The sequence below is a fragment of the Catonella morbi ATCC 51271 genome (assembly GCF_000160035.2).
In the GTDB taxonomy this organism is placed as follows: Bacteria; Bacillota; Clostridia; order Lachnospirales; family Lachnospiraceae; genus Catonella; species Catonella morbi.
In genome coordinates this window covers 219,395-237,424 of record NZ_KI535366.1, presented here as the reverse complement: position 1 = coordinate 237,424, position 18,030 = coordinate 219,395, and the positions used below count along the sequence as shown (strand labels likewise).

Below are 18,030 nucleotides of genomic sequence, written 5' to 3'. Positions count from 1 at the left end.
TAATCCTATTCTATTTTCCCGGCAGGAAAAGAAATTATACAACTGCTGCCAACATTAACTGAACTTTTTAATTTTAAACCATATTCATTACCATAAATAAATTTGATACGTTGATTTACATTTCTCATTCCCACACCTGTACTATCTTCATTATCAGTCATCGGACTATTTATTGCAGCATTTATCAGTTCCGCATAATCACTATCCATTCCTATTCCATCATCTTCAATCCTTATAACAAGCTTGGACTCTTCTAAACTTACATTAATCTCTATGGTACCTCCGGTAGCTTTTGGAGCTATTCCATGTAAAATAGAATTTTCGATTATCGGTTGTAATATAAATCTTGGGATAAGGCAGTTTTCCACACCGTTTTCTATATCGTAGAATACCTCAAGTTTGTCACCATATCTGACTTTCTGGATAAAAATATAGTTTTCTATGTGTTTAAGTTCATCATTAAGCGAAACAAAGTCTCCATAGTTTTTACCAAGGCTGTATCTGAATATTTCACCTAATTTTCCTGAAATATCACCAATGATAAACACCTTGTTTACGGCAGCAATACTGCTTATTGTTTCAAGGGTATTATATAAAAAATGGGGATTAATCTGTAATTGCAAGTTTTTAAGTTCAAGTTTTTTTCTGTCAAGTTCCTGAACATAATTAGTTTTTATCAGCTTATCCAGCTTAACAAGCATATGACTGAAATGTTCATCAAGAATTGAAATCTCATCATCACCTGATATGGCTTTTTTTACGCTTAAATCACCTGTTTCGGCGGATTTGAATTTATCCACCAATAAGTTTACCCTCTTTGAAAAGCGTTTTGCAAAGAGACCTGATACCATAACCACTATGCAAATAAGAACAAATAATACAGGAAAAAATATGTTTATAATTTGACTTTTTTTGCTGATTAATTCTTTGTTTCCAAAAGCAAGTAATACATTAAGCCCAAGATTATTTAACTTAAAATTATATATTACATAATCATCAATGGTAAAGCTTTCACTTTCATTAAGTGAACCATTACTCAGTATTTTTTTCTGAATTTCTTTATCCATTGCAGTTTCAGAATATAAAATATTGCCTTTGTTATCGGACAGAATTACATCAAATGAGTTACTTTCCCTGTCTCTTGAAGTCAATCTGAACATTCTGTTCAGGTTAACATCTAATTTGACAGCACCTATATTATTTTGTACAAGGGATTTGGTGTCAAGATTATATATTTCATATACTATGGAAGCTATATTTATCTGAAGATTTTTATTCGTCAGAGATGGATGGATGAACCATTTTCCGGGGGTATTTTTATAATAACCATACCAGCCTTCTTTTTTTGCAACATTCCATGTAGAGGCACTTCTACCGTATATATCGCCTCCTTTAACCTTGGTATATACCATGCAGTTATTTATTTCATTTCTGCCTTCAAGCAAGAGACTCTTAAAAATTTCTTCACTAACCGATTCCCCCTTGATGTAGGGGGAATCGGATTTACTTAAAAGCTGTTCTGATATTATTGTATTTTTTGAAACTACAAGTATACCTGTTTCAAGTCTGGTAAACTTATCTTTAATATTATTGATGTATTGCAGTCCTATCTGCCTATACGAGGCATTAAGCTCTTTCTCAGCAGTATTTTCCAGATTTTTAAACAATATTGTACTGGCAAGAATAATCGGTACAAGACTGATTAAAAGAGAAAATACAAGAAACTGCCTAAAAATTGTTTTGGGGTGTTTTCCGGTCTTGCTCATTTTATAAATATTACCTGTCCATTCTGATAACCATCCAAAATCAGTCATAATACAGTCACTCTTCTCGCAACCATTATAACCCTCCAATTTACCAAACATCTGTAAAATATCGTAATTTTAGCCTGCTGCCTGATTACAATATTTCGCAAGATGTTTAGCGAATAAATTGGGATAAATTATTTGAGGTTATTGATTATTTAAACATTATCGTCTTAATTTCATAAGGTTTCACCTTGACTTTAACAGGCAGAGTTTTCCAAGCTTCAATAGGATTTTCCATAAGGTCAGCCTCACACCAGCTGTTAAAATTTAACTTAGTATCAATGTTTATTTCATTTCTTCTGCCTGTAAATTCATGGAAACGAAGTATAAAAGCTTCTTCATTTTCAGCTTTTTTAAGTGCATCCACTACTATATTAGGCTTATCAAAACTTATAAGGCTGTTATCACTGAAACCTGTCTCCCCCTCAAATACAGTTACAGGAGAGTTTAAGTCAAAAGCTTCTTCCTGAAGTCCTGATTCGTACCATTCCTCTTTATGCGGATACAGACTGTAAGTAAATTCATGTGTACCATAGTCAGCATTGTAGTCAGGATCGGTAGCGGACTTTAACAGGGATAACCTTATTGTATCTTCTTTTATATCATAACCGTATTTACAGTCGTTAAGAAGAGCTACTCCATATCCTGTTTCAGACAGTTCAGCCCATTTGTGAGCAACTACTTCAAACTTGGCAGCTTCCCACGAGGTATTCCTTGTAATAGGCCTTACTATATTACCTTCCTGTATATCATATCTTGCAAATACACCTCTGATATCTACTGAAAAAGCTGTTTTAAGAATTTTTTGGCGTTCTTTCCATTCTACAACTGTCTTAAAGTCAATTCTTCTCTTGTGATTATAGAGGCACATAGTCTGTATAATCTTTGAATCATTATAATTATAAGTGAAATGAACAAAATAACCAAGTTCATTTTTAGTTTTTATAATATTGCCGTCACAGAATATTTCTTCTTTTTTAAGGTCAATCGTTGACTCAAGCTCCCAGGCATCAAAGCAACGTGGCTTATCTTCAAAAATCTGAAAAACATTGGCAGATTTTCCTTCAGGAATAACTTCACGCTCTGCTGATTTATCATATAATCTTACAAGTCTTCCTTGCTTATCCCAAGCAACTATATAAAATGGTGTTTCTATACTGTCTTCGGTAAAAACTTCCTGACTTGCTTTATTATCTATAACATTTCTGCTAATTACAGTAAATGAAACAGGCTTAAGTTTATTGGCATAAACCAGGTCATTCTCTCCTGACTTATGACAAGGAAGAATGTTGCCATTACTGTCCTTATATTCGTAACTTGTATCACCTGCAGGTATTTTAACTATAGTATCTCTTTCCCAGTTTGCCTGATTAAACAGTGTAAATACATTGTTTTTATTTGTTACAAATGCGGAAGTTGAAGTTTCCTTTACATTGTCAATGTAAGAAAGGGCTCTTTCATATTCAAGATGGCTGTCTTCATAAACTTCGTGAATGGATGAACCCGGAAGTATATCATGAAATTGCTCACAAAGTACTATCTTCCAAGCCTTAAGCAACTCTTCTCTATTATAAGTTACTGAACATAACTTTTCCGCAAATACTGAAAGCATCTCCTGTTCTCTTAGTTTATACTCCATAAAACGGTTCATTTTTTTATTATAGCCTTGAGAAGTATAAGTTCCTCTGTGAAATTCCAGATAGAGCTCACCATCCCAGACAGGAATATAACCATTATACGGATTTTCTTTAACAGTATTATTAAGTTTTCTGAAATATTCCGTAGCTCTGCCTGTATCTACCTTTGGAAGTCCAGGCATAAGTTTTGCTGCCTCTATATATTTTATCATTTCTCTGGTAGGTCCGCCACCACCGTCTCCCCAGCCGTATGAAATAATCAAATCTCTGTTTAAGTCTTTATTCCTGTAATTATCCCATACACCTTTTATTGCAAAAGGTTTGCTGTCACCATTATAGGTATAAGAAGTATCGTTTAGTTCGGTAGTGGTTATAAAGTGTGTGGTAATTTCACTTCCGTCCATTCCGCGCCAGATAAAGGTATCGTAAGGAAGCCTGTTGGTATCATTCCAGCTTATTTTGGTAGTCATAAAGGTATTAACACCTGATTTTTTAAGAATCTGCGGCAATGCCCAGGAATACCCGAATACATCCGGAAGCCATAAAAATTCACTGTCGAAATCAAATTCCTTCTTAAAGAAATTTTTGCCGACTAAAATCTGTCTTATTATAGATTCGCCGGATGTTAAATTACAGTCACATTCCACCCACATAGCACCGGATGGCTCCCATCTGCCCTCTTCTACTCTTCTTTGTATATGTTCGTATATATCAGGGTAATCTTCTTTAATATAATCGTAAAGCTGAGGCTGTGTCTGTATGAAAACATATTCAGGATACTTTTCCATAAGTCTGTTTACGGTAGAAAAAGAACGAGCTGATTTTTCCCTGCTATGTTTAACTCTCCAAAGCCAGGCTACATCAATATGCGTATGCCCCAACATGGTTACATGTACGTCAGGTTTTCCCTGACCGGTAAATTTTTCTCTCAGATAATCAAGGGCGGTTTTTAAACTCTTAAAATAGTTTTCGCTTCCGGTACAGGTAAAATCAATCAGCCTGAAGGCCTCTACCAGTTGGTTAAGTATATATGGTTTATACTCATTATTTGCCTCAAGGAGATTCTGTGTCTGCAAAGCCGTCATTGCAAGATAATAAAAATCATCAGCAGCAGTATCAAGTATACCAAACTCAGCCCTTTCTATGGTCATGGTCATATGCTTCGGTCTTCCGCCTCCGCTTAACCCCGACCAGAGCCTGAATTTTAAGTCTAACTCTCTTCCTGTTTCTTTCAGATTGAAGAATACTTCCTTATGATTACCGTCTACGCCCTGATAAGGTTTACCATTTACATACAAAAGGCTTTCAAAATTACTGGTATTTCCCGTTTCCATAGGTACGCCAAAATCAAAAATGGCTAAGACATTCTCTTCTCCCATAGTTACAGGTATAGATATCTTTGTACAGAGCCAGTTATATTTATCATAACCTTTTGAACTAAATCCAACTCCGACCTTAACAGGAGTACCTACAGGCTCTCTGTTTCCTATCTCACCATCATCTTCATACCAGTCAAATTCTTCTATAGGAATAAGATTCTTATATCTGTTATCCCTTATTTCTTCAAGGAGATTGTAAATTCTTTCTTCATGTTTAAAGTCAAATGGCATAAGCTCCTCCTTTAATTATTAAAAAGTTTTTTATTATAAGCGGTTTCATAGTCTTCTATCAGCTTCTTTGCCAGCGAATAAGAACTTATCAGAGGATGTTGCATAAGTGCTCTTATTGCAAGACTTCTTGAATCTTCATAAAGAGCTTTTACCACCAGATTTTCATAGTTTTTAATCAGCCTTATAAGAATCATACAATCCTCAGGTACATCCGTAATTTTTACAGGCTCAATTCCATTTTTAGAAACTTTACAGGTAATTTCAATCACATCATCATCTTTAAGTTCAGGAATACTTCCATTGTTCTCAACCGAAAGTACAAGGTATCTTCCTTCATCTGACTGTAAACCTTCTATGCAGTCAAGCATTACTCCGGCATACCCCATTCCGTCAGGAACTTCAAGACTGCCTTTTGGGGACATAGGTCTGTTTTCACTGCCGGTTTCGGCAGACATATAAGAATTTTCCCTAAGCTGCATATAATATAAAAATGTCTGCAACATTTCTTCTGCCTGAGTATCCGGATTCATTCCTTCAAGTTCTTTCATCATGTCTGTATTTATCTTTTCAATGCTTTTTCCTCTGGCAGCATCAGACTTAAGCATATTATCAAGGGCTTTCTCCCTATGATAATAATAATATAAATACTCATTAGGTAACAACCCTATATCTTTTAACAAAGCCTTATCAAACATTTTAAATTCTTCCACATCATTTAAGAACTTATCATCCTGTAACAATTCCTGTAAAATTTCTTTTCCATTGCTTTTTACACTTCTAATCCATGAGAGGTGATTAAGACCGTAAAATTCTACATAGAGGTCTTTTTCGTCTACGCCAAGTTTTGCAGCCATTCTGAATTTACAACTGCTTGGTGCATCACAGATACCGATTACATTTTTATAACCTGCATTTTTAAGTGCCTGTGTTACAAGACCTGACGGATTGGTAAAATTAAATATAACAGCGTTTGGGGCGTACTCTTTAATGAGTTTACAGTAATCAAGAAGTACAGGGATAGTTCTTACAGCCATAGAAAATCCGCCTACACCTGTAGTCTCCTGCCCTATCACACCATCATTTAAAGCCACAGTCTCATCTATAACCCTTGAATGATCTCCGCCTACTCTGAGAGTGGTAACAATATAGTCTGCACCTGTAATTGCGTCTATTATATCTTCGTATACAGAGAGTTTTAAGTCTTTACCTTCACGTAAGATAACTTGTTTGCAGAGTGATTCTATTGTTTCAAGCTTTTTATAATCTATATCATATAACACAACCTCTTCTATATGCAATGCTTTATATCTTTTTAGTAGGCCGTTTATAAAGATAACGGTTCTTACCCCCGCACCCCCAATTACTGTAATTTTCATATATTACCTCTTTTCTGTAAACTCTTTTAATAATTTTATGTCAGGAAAGGCTGTATTACCGCCAAGTCCGGTACAAGAAAGAGCACCGCAGCCATTTCCGTATCTTAATGCTGTATTTATATCCCTGCTTACCAGATAGCCGTAGATAAATCCGGCATTGAAGGAATCACCCGCGCCTGTTGTATCAATTACATTTACCGCAAATCCCTTTTCAATATATAAATTGTCGATTTCCACAGCCAATGCTCCCTTTGCTCCAAGTTTTAATACTACAGTTTTAGCATATTTTGAAAAATCTTTGGCAGCTTCTTCAATATCCTGCTTTCTGCTATAGTGTAATGCCTCGGTTTCATTCATAAAAAGAACATCAAGATAAGGGAAAATATCGTATATCGAAGTATTCCATTCTTGTGTTTCATCCCATCCTACATCAAGGGAGATGGTTGTGTCAGTATTTTCTTTAATTTTTCTTATTAAATTATAATAATCATCATGATTTTTGCTTCCCATATATCCGGTTATATGTATATGTTTTGCAAGTTTCACTTCCTCAAGCCTGATATTCCTGATATCAATAGTATCGTTAGTTCCTCTATAAGTAAGGAAAGATCTGTCGTTTTTATTTGTAAAACTTAAAGATACACCTGTATTTTTATCTTCTTCAGTAGTAATAAGCGAAGTATCTATGCCAAGTTTGTTAAAAGTATCTTTAATATATTCTCCATATAAATCACTACCTACACTCCCCTTGAATACGGTTTTTAACCCTAATTTACCGATTCCCAGGGCAAACAGCGCCGCTCCCCCGCCTATACAGGTTTTTATTGTATCCACTTCCCATTCCTGACCGGGTGGCGGTATTTTATCTGCTTCCTTTATAATTGCATCAATATTTACATCACCATAAACATAAATATCCCATTTTTTCATAATAATACCCTTATATTCAATATGGGCTGCCTAATATATCAGACAGCCCTTTATGTTTCTCTGAATCAGCCTTTTACCGCACCTATCATTATACCGCTTGCAAAATATTTTTGTACAAACGGATAAATAAGCAAGATTGGTACTGTTGTTATAACTACAGCCGCCATCTTAAGTGAGTCGGAAGTTACTGTGTTTGCACCCTGAATAAGAGCCTGTGCCACACTGGTTATATCTTTTTGAGCCGCTGACATAGCTCTGGCCAACATCTGCTGTAATACAGTCTGAACAGGCCATTTTTCACTGCTTGTCATATAAAATGCACCCGAAAACCAGTCATTCCAGTGATTTACCGCTGTATACAAACCTATAACCGCAATTACAGGTTTTGAAAGCGGAAGTATTATTCTGAAATATATACCGAAGTAACCACAGCCATCAAGTTTAGCCGATTCTTCAAGACTGGACGGAATACCTTCAAAATAAGCCCTCATCATAAGCAGGTATGTCACACTTACAAGGCTCGGTATTACATATACCCAAAAATTGTTGAGCAGATTAAGATTCTTGTATTGTACATAGGTAGGAATCATTCCTCCGCCAAAAAGCATTGTAAATGTTATCAGTATGGTAATAAGCTTTACTCCCGGAAGATTTTTTTCTTTAAGTGCAAAAGCAGCCAGTGAGGTTACACAAAGAGTAAGAAAAGTTCCTATAACCACTCTCATTATAGTGTACTTGTAGGCTTTCATTATACTTCCGTCACTAAAAACCTGTTTGAAATTTTCAAGAGTAAATATTCTCGGAAAGAAGTATACACCGCCTTTAGCTGCATCTGCACCGTCATTAAAGGAAAGAGCAAGTACATTTATACAAGGCAAAATAATAACAAGGCAGAGTGCAAGTATTATAAGAATGATAAAACTTTGGATTATTTTATCACCTAAACTCTGTTTTATTTTATTTGTCTTTGAAACAATTATTCTATCAGCTGCTTTCATAACTATACCTGCTCCTTTTACTGAAACTTAATCTTTAATAGAACTGAATTGCCTGATTATCTTCTTTGTAAATCTCTTCCAATTTTGCCTTAAACTGTTCATTTCCGGCTGCCTGAAGCTGATTTCTGAAAGATTCAATTATTGACTTAACTTCATTATCATCTTTAGCGAAAAATGCCTGAATAAGTGTATCCTGATAGTTAAGTAAATCCATCTGAGCCTTAATATCTTCAAGTCCCGGAGAAGTTAAATATGCAGTTGCCTTAAGACCCGGAACAACCCTGTATTCTCTAGGAAACTCTTTTGCTATTTCTACACTTCTCTTGAAAGCTGAGCCGCTTCCCGAACCCGGTCTTGATTCACCGAAATTATCAATATGATTTACGTTAGTAAGCATGAACTCGAAGAAATAATTGGCAGTACCGCCAAAAGCAGCACCAACGCTGTTTATAAGCCAATCTATATCTCCGTCATTCAACTTTTTGGAAACCTCTTCGGTTATAACCGGCTTTCCGTCTTTTAAGGTATATGAAAGTCCTTCTACACCGTATTCTGCAAGTAACTGTCCTTCAGTTGTGGATAAATAATCAAAGAATTTGAATATTTCTTCAGGATTTTCAGCCTGAGAAGAAATAGCCCAGCAACCACGCTGTCCCTTGCCGGAAACAACACCCTTGTTATCACCCGATACATTGTTAAGAGGTCCGAGAGGAACCCAGTCATTTGACTGATATATTATATTTTCATAGTTGTGTACATCTGCTATTATGGCTGAATTATGACTCTTACTTACTTCTTCCGCTCTTGTCTGATCCATTGTAAAATACTCAGGATTCATAAGTCCTTCTTTGATGAGCTTTCTAACAAAGTTAATTTTGTCAAATACATATTCTGTTTCAGCTTCATGTTTAATTTTACCGTCTTTTTTATCGATATTATATCCGCCAAGAGAGCCCTTACCGCTTACTCCCCAATTTAACTCTCCTATATTGAAGGCAAGTGAATCATAAGAACCGCCCCAATACTTAGGTCCCAAAGGCCATACGTCATTTCCGTTATCATCTTTAAAACCGCCCTTTTTAATCTTCACAAGCAGGTTATAAAAATCCTCAGATGTTCTGACAGATGTAGGGTCAATTCCTAACTTATCCACTATTTTCTTCTGAATATAAGGTCCGCCAAGATAAGCATCTTCAGGAATATATTCTGCTGAACGATCTACCTCTTCAATCTTCATAGGAAGCAGATAAACAGCATCACCGAATTCTTCTCTGAATACTATGTTCTTGTAACTGTCTCTTGGAAGAAATCCGTCTTCATAATATTTTTTGTATACCTGAGAATTTTTCATCATTGGTGCAACGTCTGCAAACATTCCTTCTTTAGCTGCTTTTAACAGGAGAGGGAACTCAGGTCTTGTGGAGTCGTCAAGATAGGAAATGATCACATCAGGTATAGTTCCTGCCGCAAGCTGTGAAGCCAGTACCTTGGAATCACTGTCGCCCGGAGTATATTGTACATTTAACTTTATTCCGGTACGCTTTGTAATTTCCTGCATAACCGGCGTATTGTTAAAATCCTTTGGTAAACTATAACCGATATCATCCACATATGCCTGAATGTTGATGGTTCTGTCCGCTATCCAGGTTGCAGGCTTTCCGTCAGGAACGGTATTGCTTGCTACCGAAGTTTTACCTGAAGAAGCAGAACTTTGTACTTTTGATGCTTTTTCTCCCTTATCAGCCTCAGGTTTGCTACAGGCACCGAGCATGCTGATTGCCATACCTCCTACTAACATAAGAGAAAGCATTCTTCTTAGATTTTTGGTTTTCATAAACTACTACCCCTTTCTTTTTTGTGTATTATTAAGCCATTACCAAAGACTGACTTCTGTAAGCTTCTTACAGATTTTGTTGGTAATGACAACAAGTACCAATCCAACCAAGCCTTGAATAAGTCCTATGGCTGTGGCATATCCAAATTGTCCTCCTTGTAAGCCCACTCTTACCACATAGGTATCAAGAGTGTCTGCAAGCTGCATATTTCCGGGTGTCCTAAGCAGGTATATCTGTTCAAATCCGGATGAAAGAAGTCCGCCTACACCCATAATGAAAAGTAAACCTATAGTACCTCTTATTCCCGGAAGTGTTATATGCCACATCCTTTTTAATTTACCGCAGCCATCCATCTGCGCAGCTTCGTACAAAGACGTATCCACGCTGCTTATTGCGGCTAAATAGATGATGGAATCCCAGCCTATATTTCTCCACAAATCCATAGAAAAAAGAATTCCCAGAAAATATTTTGCTTCCATAAGAAAGAAGGTGTCTCCCTCTCCTCCGAGTCCTGCAATAATCTGATTTATTACTCCGTTATTCGGTGCAAGAAGCCTCTGAATCATAGTAACTATGATTACGCTTGATAAAAAATGCGGCAAATAAGTAATCGTCTGGCTTACCTTCTTAAATTTCATATTTTTAAGTTCATTTAAGAGAAGCGCAAGTATAATTGCAAAAGGAAATTCAAGGATACATTTAATAAAGCCGACTGTCAGCGTATTTTTAATAAGCCTTATACAGTCATAGCTTTTAAAAAATGCTTCGAAGTATCTAAGTCCTACAAAATCGCTTCCCCATATACCTTTTTTGAACGAATATTCCTTAAATGCAAGTATATTTCCTGCCATAGGTACATAGCAGATTAAAATATAGTAAATAATTGCAGGAAGAAGCATAACATACAGTGGCCAGTATTGAAGCATCCTGCTTCCAAGACTTTTTTTATTCTTTTTAACAGCCGTGTTCTTCATGTAATCCCCCCATTATTAATGCTAATATCCACCTGTATAGGATAGTGGTCGGATATATATACCCCGTTTTTAACATCATCCCATTTTTCTGTTTTTTTACAGGTAATGTTCCTACTGACAAAAATATAATCAATTTTTTCCTTAGTTTTTCCGTAATCATGGAAAGTAAAGTCTATACCGGCAGTCAGGTCATAATATTTTTCTGAAGTAATTACAGCCTGCATTTCAGGCGAATCGGGTTCGGCATTAAAATCCCCAGCTATAATTACGGGTATATCAGGAAATATTATTTCTTCATCTATCTTTTTAAGTAACTGATTAAGTCCCAAAAGCCTTGCTTCACTGCCTTCATGATCCAAATGAGTGTTTAATAACCTGAACATATTCTTTTCTGCAATATCATACAGCACTACTTCAGTAGTTACTCTTGGACAAGTACTCTGTTTTTTGTACCTGCTGCCGGGAATATAAGGAGTTTCCGACATCCAGAAAGTAGACATATTAACCAGATTAAATCTGTCTTTCTTAAATGCTATTGCTTCCTGTTCATCAGCAAAATCTTCACTTCTTCCGCAACCTACAATATAGTAATCAGTAAATGTAGCCTTAAGCCAGACAGCAACATGTGGCAGCACTTCCTGAAAGCAGATTATATCAGGTTGCGTACTGTTAACTTTATCAACAATCAGAGGTTTTCTGAAAGCAAAGTTATTGATACCATCCTGTTCATAATCGCAGCGAATATTAAAGGTAACAAGTTTAATATCTCCCATAACTTACCCCTCATCCCTTCTGCAAAGCGGCACATATCCCCAAGGTTCTTTTATAACATCCCCATTTTCAAGGTATACATAGGTTTCAAAACTTTCTGTATTGTTTTCATTCAATATAAAAATTCTTGCTCCCTTCATATGATCAGGAGCGCCATAAGTACCATAGCCTCCGGCACGCCCATAGCCAAGGGTAATTCCGAACAAATTACCGTAATAATCGTTTGCATGGTCATGTCCCACAAAAAGCCCCTTTGTATGTCCGGCTTCAAGCATGGCATAGAATAAACCGGAGTTTACTCTTGGACATCCGCAGCCTTCACGCTTTATTCCATAACATTTTTCATACTTAAATACATCTAAGTGTTCAGGAACAGCTATATGCTGAAAGGCAAGTGCGGAAAAATCTCCGTATTTGTCTTTAAGTTCATAAATTTTATTCTGATACCAGTTAATCTGGTTTCGGGTAACACAGGCATAGCCGCCTACTTGTTCCATAGGGTTATAATCCCCTGAATCTATGGCGAAAACAGCCCATTTAGTCTTATTATTCTTATCTTTAATTTCAATTATATGGTTACCTACACCGTCAATTGAGGAAGAATCATGTGAAGCCATACAGCCCTTCATCTTCATTCCGGCTTCCAGAAGTTCTGTCCTGCTATGTCCCCATTCAGAATCATGATTTCCGAATACAAAAGACCAGGGACATCCACTTTCTATGAGGGGAGCAAATACTTTAGGCAAAAACTCAAGATTATGTTCACCGTAAACCATATCTCCGGTAACTATAACAAAATCCGGTTTTTCATCTTTCAGAGCCTGTCTCATAAGAGCAACTGTTTTATGGTCAGCCTCATCATCATTAGTGTAATGTAAGTCAGTAAGCTGCATTATTTTTATATTACCGTCTTCATTAAATCTTAAATCGGAGTCCATATTATCCTCCCTGCATTTTAATTGATATAAAACTTAATCCAAATTATTCACAGGATGTTTCGCGAACAATCGGTATTCAATTATAGTTTAAGAAAATTATTGATTTCAGACAATGGACTTTTTTATTATTTAGAGTGGAAAAATTTATACTTTATTTCTAAAATACATAATTTTATTTAGTTCGGAGTTTTTTTTATGAATATGGAACTGCGGAGAAATTTTCTATTGCATAAAAAAACAGGCAACACTCTAAGTATTACCTGTAAATCTTTCATTATTCCCTGCTGATTTTTAGATTTATTTTTCTTCTTAATTCCTCGATAAAATTAAAATCAGTAGGGTAATCTTCCATTGTAAGCTTACCTCCTGCAAGTTCTTCTATTAAAGATATAACTTCTTCTCTCCCTGATAAGGTCTCCATTTTTTTCAAAGCCCTAAAATCCTGCATAGCTTCAAGCATAGATATCATTCTCAGAGAATCTTCCGGTTTGCCGTCTTCTCCCGGATATACAAGAAAAGGATCGCCTGCCTGAAAAATTCCGCCCGCATCTGTAACCTCATACGGATTTATTTTCTTTAGAGAATATTGAGTATTATAAAAATTGTAACCCCAATGTAAAAATCCCTTTATGTCAAAATAATACAGCAATACTCCAAGTACTCTTGTACGGGCTGACGGCATCGACATAAATCTGTTGGAAACCTTATTTCCCTGTGCACAGCAGTAATACGTCCACAGGCCGGGGATTTTATTTTCTAAAAACGGAGTAAGGTGGCTGTTTGCAGGTACAGGTCTGTCAACTATTCCTCTTTCTGCAAAGCTGAATCTTGAAACTGCATCAAGTATAGGATAATCACCTAAAAATGAAGTAATTTTATTTTTCAGACTACTGTACTTTTCTATACAGTTATCATCAGGCTCATCTGATAAGTGAAAAAATACTTTTCCCTTAAGCCCCCATTCTTCAAGTTTTACTATGAGCGCAGGGATGTACTGACCTAAAAAGCCTATGTATTCTTCTCCTTCAGAATCAGTTTCCCAGCCAAAAATTTTCTTAAGTTCTCCGGCTTCATTAGCCATAATCTTGGGTGCTGCATTTGCTCCCCATTGAGTAAATAAATGAGCAATTTCAAAGTATTCAATACCGTTTCTGAGACAAATATCTATAAATCTTTTAACTTTATCAAAATTAAATTTGTAGTCAGTACCATTTTTATCCATATCCACAAGTTGAACTGTAGTTCTCTCTCCGCCTATTTCTGTATCAAGCGGAAGTGTGAAGGTTGGCACAAGAATAGTATTCATACCCGATTTAGCATAATGCTTAATGAAATTCTCAATTATTTCCCAATGTCTTTCACTAAGGCTTTCCACCTTATAATAATCCGCAAGACAGTCAGGATGAAACCACTCTGTATGATAAATATCAAGTTTTGGAAGCTCTTCTTTCAGAAGTTCAAGTACAATTTCCTTTTTATACTCAGCTTCATCAGTCTTAATTTTCACAATAAGATTATTTTTACCCAAATTAAATCGGGTTTTATCCGCCTCTCTTAAGTCAACAGTGAAATGAAGTGACTGCCGGTAGCCGTTTGTAAGTCTAAGCTTATTATCGGTAAGTTCTCTGAGTAAATCGGGATAAAGCCCCGGTGCCTTTCTTAAATATTCACCTTCATCCTTGAATTTAGCTGCAAATTTTACGGGTACGGAAATTACTTCTCTTACCTTTGTAAAAGGAGCAAGACTTCCTGAAATCTCAATATCCGCAAAATCATTGTCGCCGTCTGCTTTCGACTTTAATCCAAGCTGAAAACTGTACACCTCATTTACAAAGAAAGAAAGCTCGGAATCTTCTATACTTTCCTTTGGCTCTTCGTCTGCAAAAACCTTAGCCATAGAGCTAAGCCATAATAATTCAGATATGCTGTCTGTTGTTTCCATTATGCCTCCAATACATCATATATAATCTATCAGAACCCTGTTCTTCACTGTCATATTGTTTTCGTGTTAAAAGGTAATAAATTATTTTGCAAGCAAGCCTACATCAAATTTTTATACCTTTAACGCTTGTATCATTATATTTTAGAGTTTGAATAAATACAAGTGGTAAATATGGAAACAGGCAGTAAACCTAATCTGATTTACTGCCTGCCATCTTCAATAATATTTAACCCGAATTATTCACGAAACATCTTGTTTAACATCATAATCAAGCCGTAAGTTAGAAATTATGATATTTTTCAAAAACTCACTACAGCATCCTACCTCACCTGCTTATAATAAACATTAGAAGTAATCTTAAAATTAACAAAATAAACCACTGCAAATACACCGCCTACAATCAAAAGATTACTTCCATAATCCATAAAAGTCCTTACTCCGAACATACCCAGAAGCTGAAAAATTATCTTTGAAGAAACAATGGAATGTATGGCAGCTACAGCTAACGGAAGAAAGAACATCCATACTACCTGTGAAGCAGTAGTTTTCTTTATAAGTTCATCAGGAAGTCCCACTTTTTTCATAATCTGATACTTTTCCCTGTCCTCACTGCCCTCACTTACCTGCTTATAATATGTAATCAGCATAGTGCCTGAAAGGAAAATAATACCTACAATAATTCCTAAGAAAAGAAAACCACCGTTAAATTCATAAGAGCTTTTTCTTATATCTGAAATTTCAGCCAATTCATATTTACCTTCACCAAGTGCAAAAAATGCTTTTTCAAAGTTTGCCTTATCTGTAGTTAAATCAAAGTGTGCAGTTATGTATAATGGTGCAGGGAAATTGCCTTTCTCATCATTTTTATCCATCAGATAAAATTTTGTGAGTTCATCCATTGTACTTGTATTAGGAAGTATAATTTTATAAATTTCTATAGCGAAATTCCCCGGAACAAGTCCTTCCACCATCCTTGTTTTATAATTTTTCCCTCCTAAATTTATAGTACTTTCTATAGGCAGGCTGCTACTGTTAGAGGAAATGATTACTTCATCATCAGCCAGCTTCACATTTTGGTTAAATTCTGAGTTATAAGCTTCTATTGTAGAAAGTATTGCCGGTACAGGGTGATAATCATTAGCATTGTCACCTAACAGAGGTAAAAGTTCACTACCTTTTTGTAAGGCATATATCATACCACTCAGTTCGGAAAAAGAATTTACTATATTTTTCTCTCCGCCGGCAGCCTTTGCTATGATATCCATAAGCTTCTTCTGCTCATCTTTATAATTATCAATGGTTACATTTATCGCAACATTACTTATCTTATATTCCCTTGGTATTGTTGAAGTCACCACAGCTTCAATGCTTCCATATATGGAAAGTGTGGTTGCAAGAGTAACAATTACACCTGTACTAAGAATGGCTATAGAGGCTATACCTACAGCACTGCTTTTCATTCTGTATATCATACCTGAAACTGAAAGAAAATTTTTAGCCTTGTAATAAAAATTCTTATTTTTCTTTTGTATTTTAAGCATAAATATTGAAAAAGTCATGAAAAGAATATAGGTAGCAATTATTACCAGGACAACTGCAATAAAAAATGCTAAAAGGCTTTTAAGTATTCCGTTTATTGTTAATGCAATATAATACCCGACTACTAAAAAAGCTAAGCCAATCAATAAAAGCACAAGCCTGTTCTTTGGTTCTCCCTCTCCGCTGTGTTCCCTGCCTAAAAGCTCCACAGGGGAAGCATTTTTAATTGATAAAGCATTAAGCAGATATACAAACACAAACAGGAAAAGTACATAGACAAGTGTGATAGCCGTAGCCTGAGTTGAAAACGGATAGTCCATTATTTTTACTGCTGTATCCTTCATCAGGCTGTTAAGCCCCATAAAGGCAAGCTTACCAAACACGTATCCGCCTGAGATTGCTATTACCGCAATTAAGCTGTAATTAATAATATGTTCAATTAAAATGATTTTTCTGATATGTTTCTTTTCAAGTCCCAGTATGCCATACAGAGCAAACTCCTTATTTCTGCGTTTTATAAGAAATCTGTTTGCATAAACCACAAATATAAATGTAAATATAAATGCCACTCCGGTACCCATACTTATAAAAGTAGGCAGTGTTTTATGCCTTGTAAGTACATATTCATTTTGTATAAGTGAAGCCATTATATTAAACAAAATTAACATTGTACCTGTAGCAAGAATAAACGGTATTTCAAGATATCTGTTGGCTTTTAAGTTCTTTATTGCAAAGCCGCCCGCAAGTTTTAGATTCATTACTTTATCTCCTTAATCATCAAATTATTCTTTCCCATTTTAGGCCATAGACTATTTTTATTATGTGTTTACTTGATGTTTCGTGAATAATTTGATGTAAAAAGCTGTTTCTGGGAATTATTGATTCTTTCCGTAAATTCCTCAAGGCTTTCTTTATCGCCCTTGTAAAGCTCATGATATACTACACCGTCTTTTATGAAAATTACACGCTTTGCAAAAGCTGCAGCTCTTAAAGAATGTGTTACCATAAGTATAGTCTGACCTGTTTCATTGATTTTCCTAAATAAATTAAGAATCATTTCGGTAGAAGCAGAGTCAAGAGCTCCTGTCGGCTCATCAGCAAGTAAAATACTCGGATTAACTATAACAGCCCTTGCTATTGCAATTCTCTGTTTCTGTCCACCCGATATTTCATAAGGAAACTTATCAAGAATGGCTGCAATTCCTAAAATATCCTTAATTTTATCCAGCTTAGCCTCCATTTCACTCGGACTTACACCTGAAAGCACAAGTGGAAGGAAGATATTATCTTTATTTGAAAACTGGTCTAAAAGATTAAAATCCTGAAATACAAATCCAAGTTCATTTCTTCTGAAACTTGCTATTTCACTGTCTTTTAACAGACCTATGTTTTTATCCTTAATAAAGACATTTCCTGAAGTAGCCTTATCAAGAGTTGCTATTATGTTAAGCAGGGTTGTTTTACCGCTGCCTGACTCGCCCATAATGGAAACAAATTCACCTTCTGAGGCTGAAAAATTAATTTCTGTAAGTGCTTCTGTTATTACACTTTTAGTCTTATATACCTTTTTTACATTTTCAAGATTTAATATAGTCACTGTATTTTTCTCCTTTGTTAAAATATAGACGTGCTGTAAGGAAAACTTCTTTATCACAGGCTGTACATCCTTTGC

The 18,030-nt window shown here is 35.6% G+C and carries 12 protein-coding genes; all 12 read right to left on the bottom strand.

Annotation, left to right across the window (positions count from 1 at the left end; translation table 11 throughout):
* Window positions 1-5 precede the first annotated feature (5 nt).
* Window positions 6-1,814, bottom strand: coding sequence for a sensor histidine kinase (locus tag GCWU000282_RS15665; protein WP_051384097.1), 1,809 nt, complete (start codon window positions 1,812-1,814; stop codon window positions 6-8).
* 145 nt (window positions 1,815-1,959) lie between these two features.
* Window positions 1,960-5,055, bottom strand: coding sequence for an alpha-mannosidase (locus GCWU000282_RS01070; protein WP_023353122.1), 3,096 nt, complete (start codon window positions 5,053-5,055; stop codon window positions 1,960-1,962).
* A gap of 11 nt (window positions 5,056-5,066) precedes the next feature.
* Window positions 5,067-6,431 (bottom strand): family 4 glycosyl hydrolase, encoded by a 1,365-nt coding sequence (locus tag GCWU000282_RS01065; RefSeq protein WP_023353121.1) that lies wholly within the window; start codon window positions 6,429-6,431, stop codon window positions 5,067-5,069.
* Window positions 6,432-6,434: 3 nt separating this feature from the next.
* Window positions 6,435-7,361, bottom strand: a complete 927-nt coding sequence (locus GCWU000282_RS01060; protein ID WP_023353120.1) for a carbohydrate kinase family protein — start codon at window positions 7,359-7,361, stop codon at window positions 6,435-6,437.
* Between the two features lie 65 nt (window positions 7,362-7,426).
* Window positions 7,427-8,359 (bottom strand): carbohydrate ABC transporter permease, encoded by a 933-nt coding sequence (locus tag GCWU000282_RS01055; protein ID WP_023353119.1) that lies wholly within the window; start codon window positions 8,357-8,359, stop codon window positions 7,427-7,429.
* Between the two features lie 34 nt (window positions 8,360-8,393).
* The gene (locus GCWU000282_RS01050) at window positions 8,394-10,193 is read right to left on the bottom strand and encodes an extracellular solute-binding protein (RefSeq protein ID WP_023353118.1); all 1,800 of its coding nucleotides are present in this window, start codon (window positions 10,191-10,193) and stop codon (window positions 8,394-8,396) included.
* A 39-nt stretch (window positions 10,194-10,232) separates the two neighbouring features.
* Complete coding sequence (locus GCWU000282_RS01045) at window positions 10,233-11,168, bottom strand: ABC transporter permease (RefSeq protein WP_023353117.1); 936 nt, start codon at window positions 11,166-11,168, stop codon at window positions 10,233-10,235.
* A complete protein-coding gene (locus GCWU000282_RS01040) occupies window positions 11,165-11,941 on the bottom strand; it encodes an endonuclease/exonuclease/phosphatase family protein (RefSeq protein WP_023353116.1) in 777 nt (258 codons plus the stop codon). The genes GCWU000282_RS01045 and GCWU000282_RS01040 overlap by 4 nt, the downstream gene beginning before the upstream one ends.
* Window positions 11,942-11,944: 3 nt before the next feature.
* The gene (locus GCWU000282_RS01035) at window positions 11,945-12,877 is read right to left on the bottom strand and encodes a metallophosphoesterase family protein (RefSeq protein WP_023353115.1); all 933 of its coding nucleotides are present in this window, start codon (window positions 12,875-12,877) and stop codon (window positions 11,945-11,947) included.
* 274 nt (window positions 12,878-13,151) lie between these two features.
* A complete protein-coding gene (locus tag GCWU000282_RS01030) occupies window positions 13,152-14,819 on the bottom strand; it encodes a DUF4091 domain-containing protein (protein ID WP_023353114.1) in 1,668 nt (555 codons plus the stop codon).
* A gap of 320 nt (window positions 14,820-15,139) precedes the next feature.
* Window positions 15,140-17,116 (bottom strand): FtsX-like permease family protein, encoded by a 1,977-nt coding sequence (locus GCWU000282_RS01025; protein ID WP_023353113.1) that lies wholly within the window; start codon window positions 17,114-17,116, stop codon window positions 15,140-15,142.
* 68 nt (window positions 17,117-17,184) lie between these two features.
* Window positions 17,185-17,955 carry an ABC transporter ATP-binding protein gene (locus tag GCWU000282_RS01020; protein WP_035038941.1) on the bottom strand — a complete coding sequence of 257 codons (771 nt, stop codon included), beginning with the start codon at window positions 17,953-17,955 and terminating at the stop codon, window positions 17,185-17,187.
* Between the last annotated feature and the right edge of the window lie 75 nt (window positions 17,956-18,030).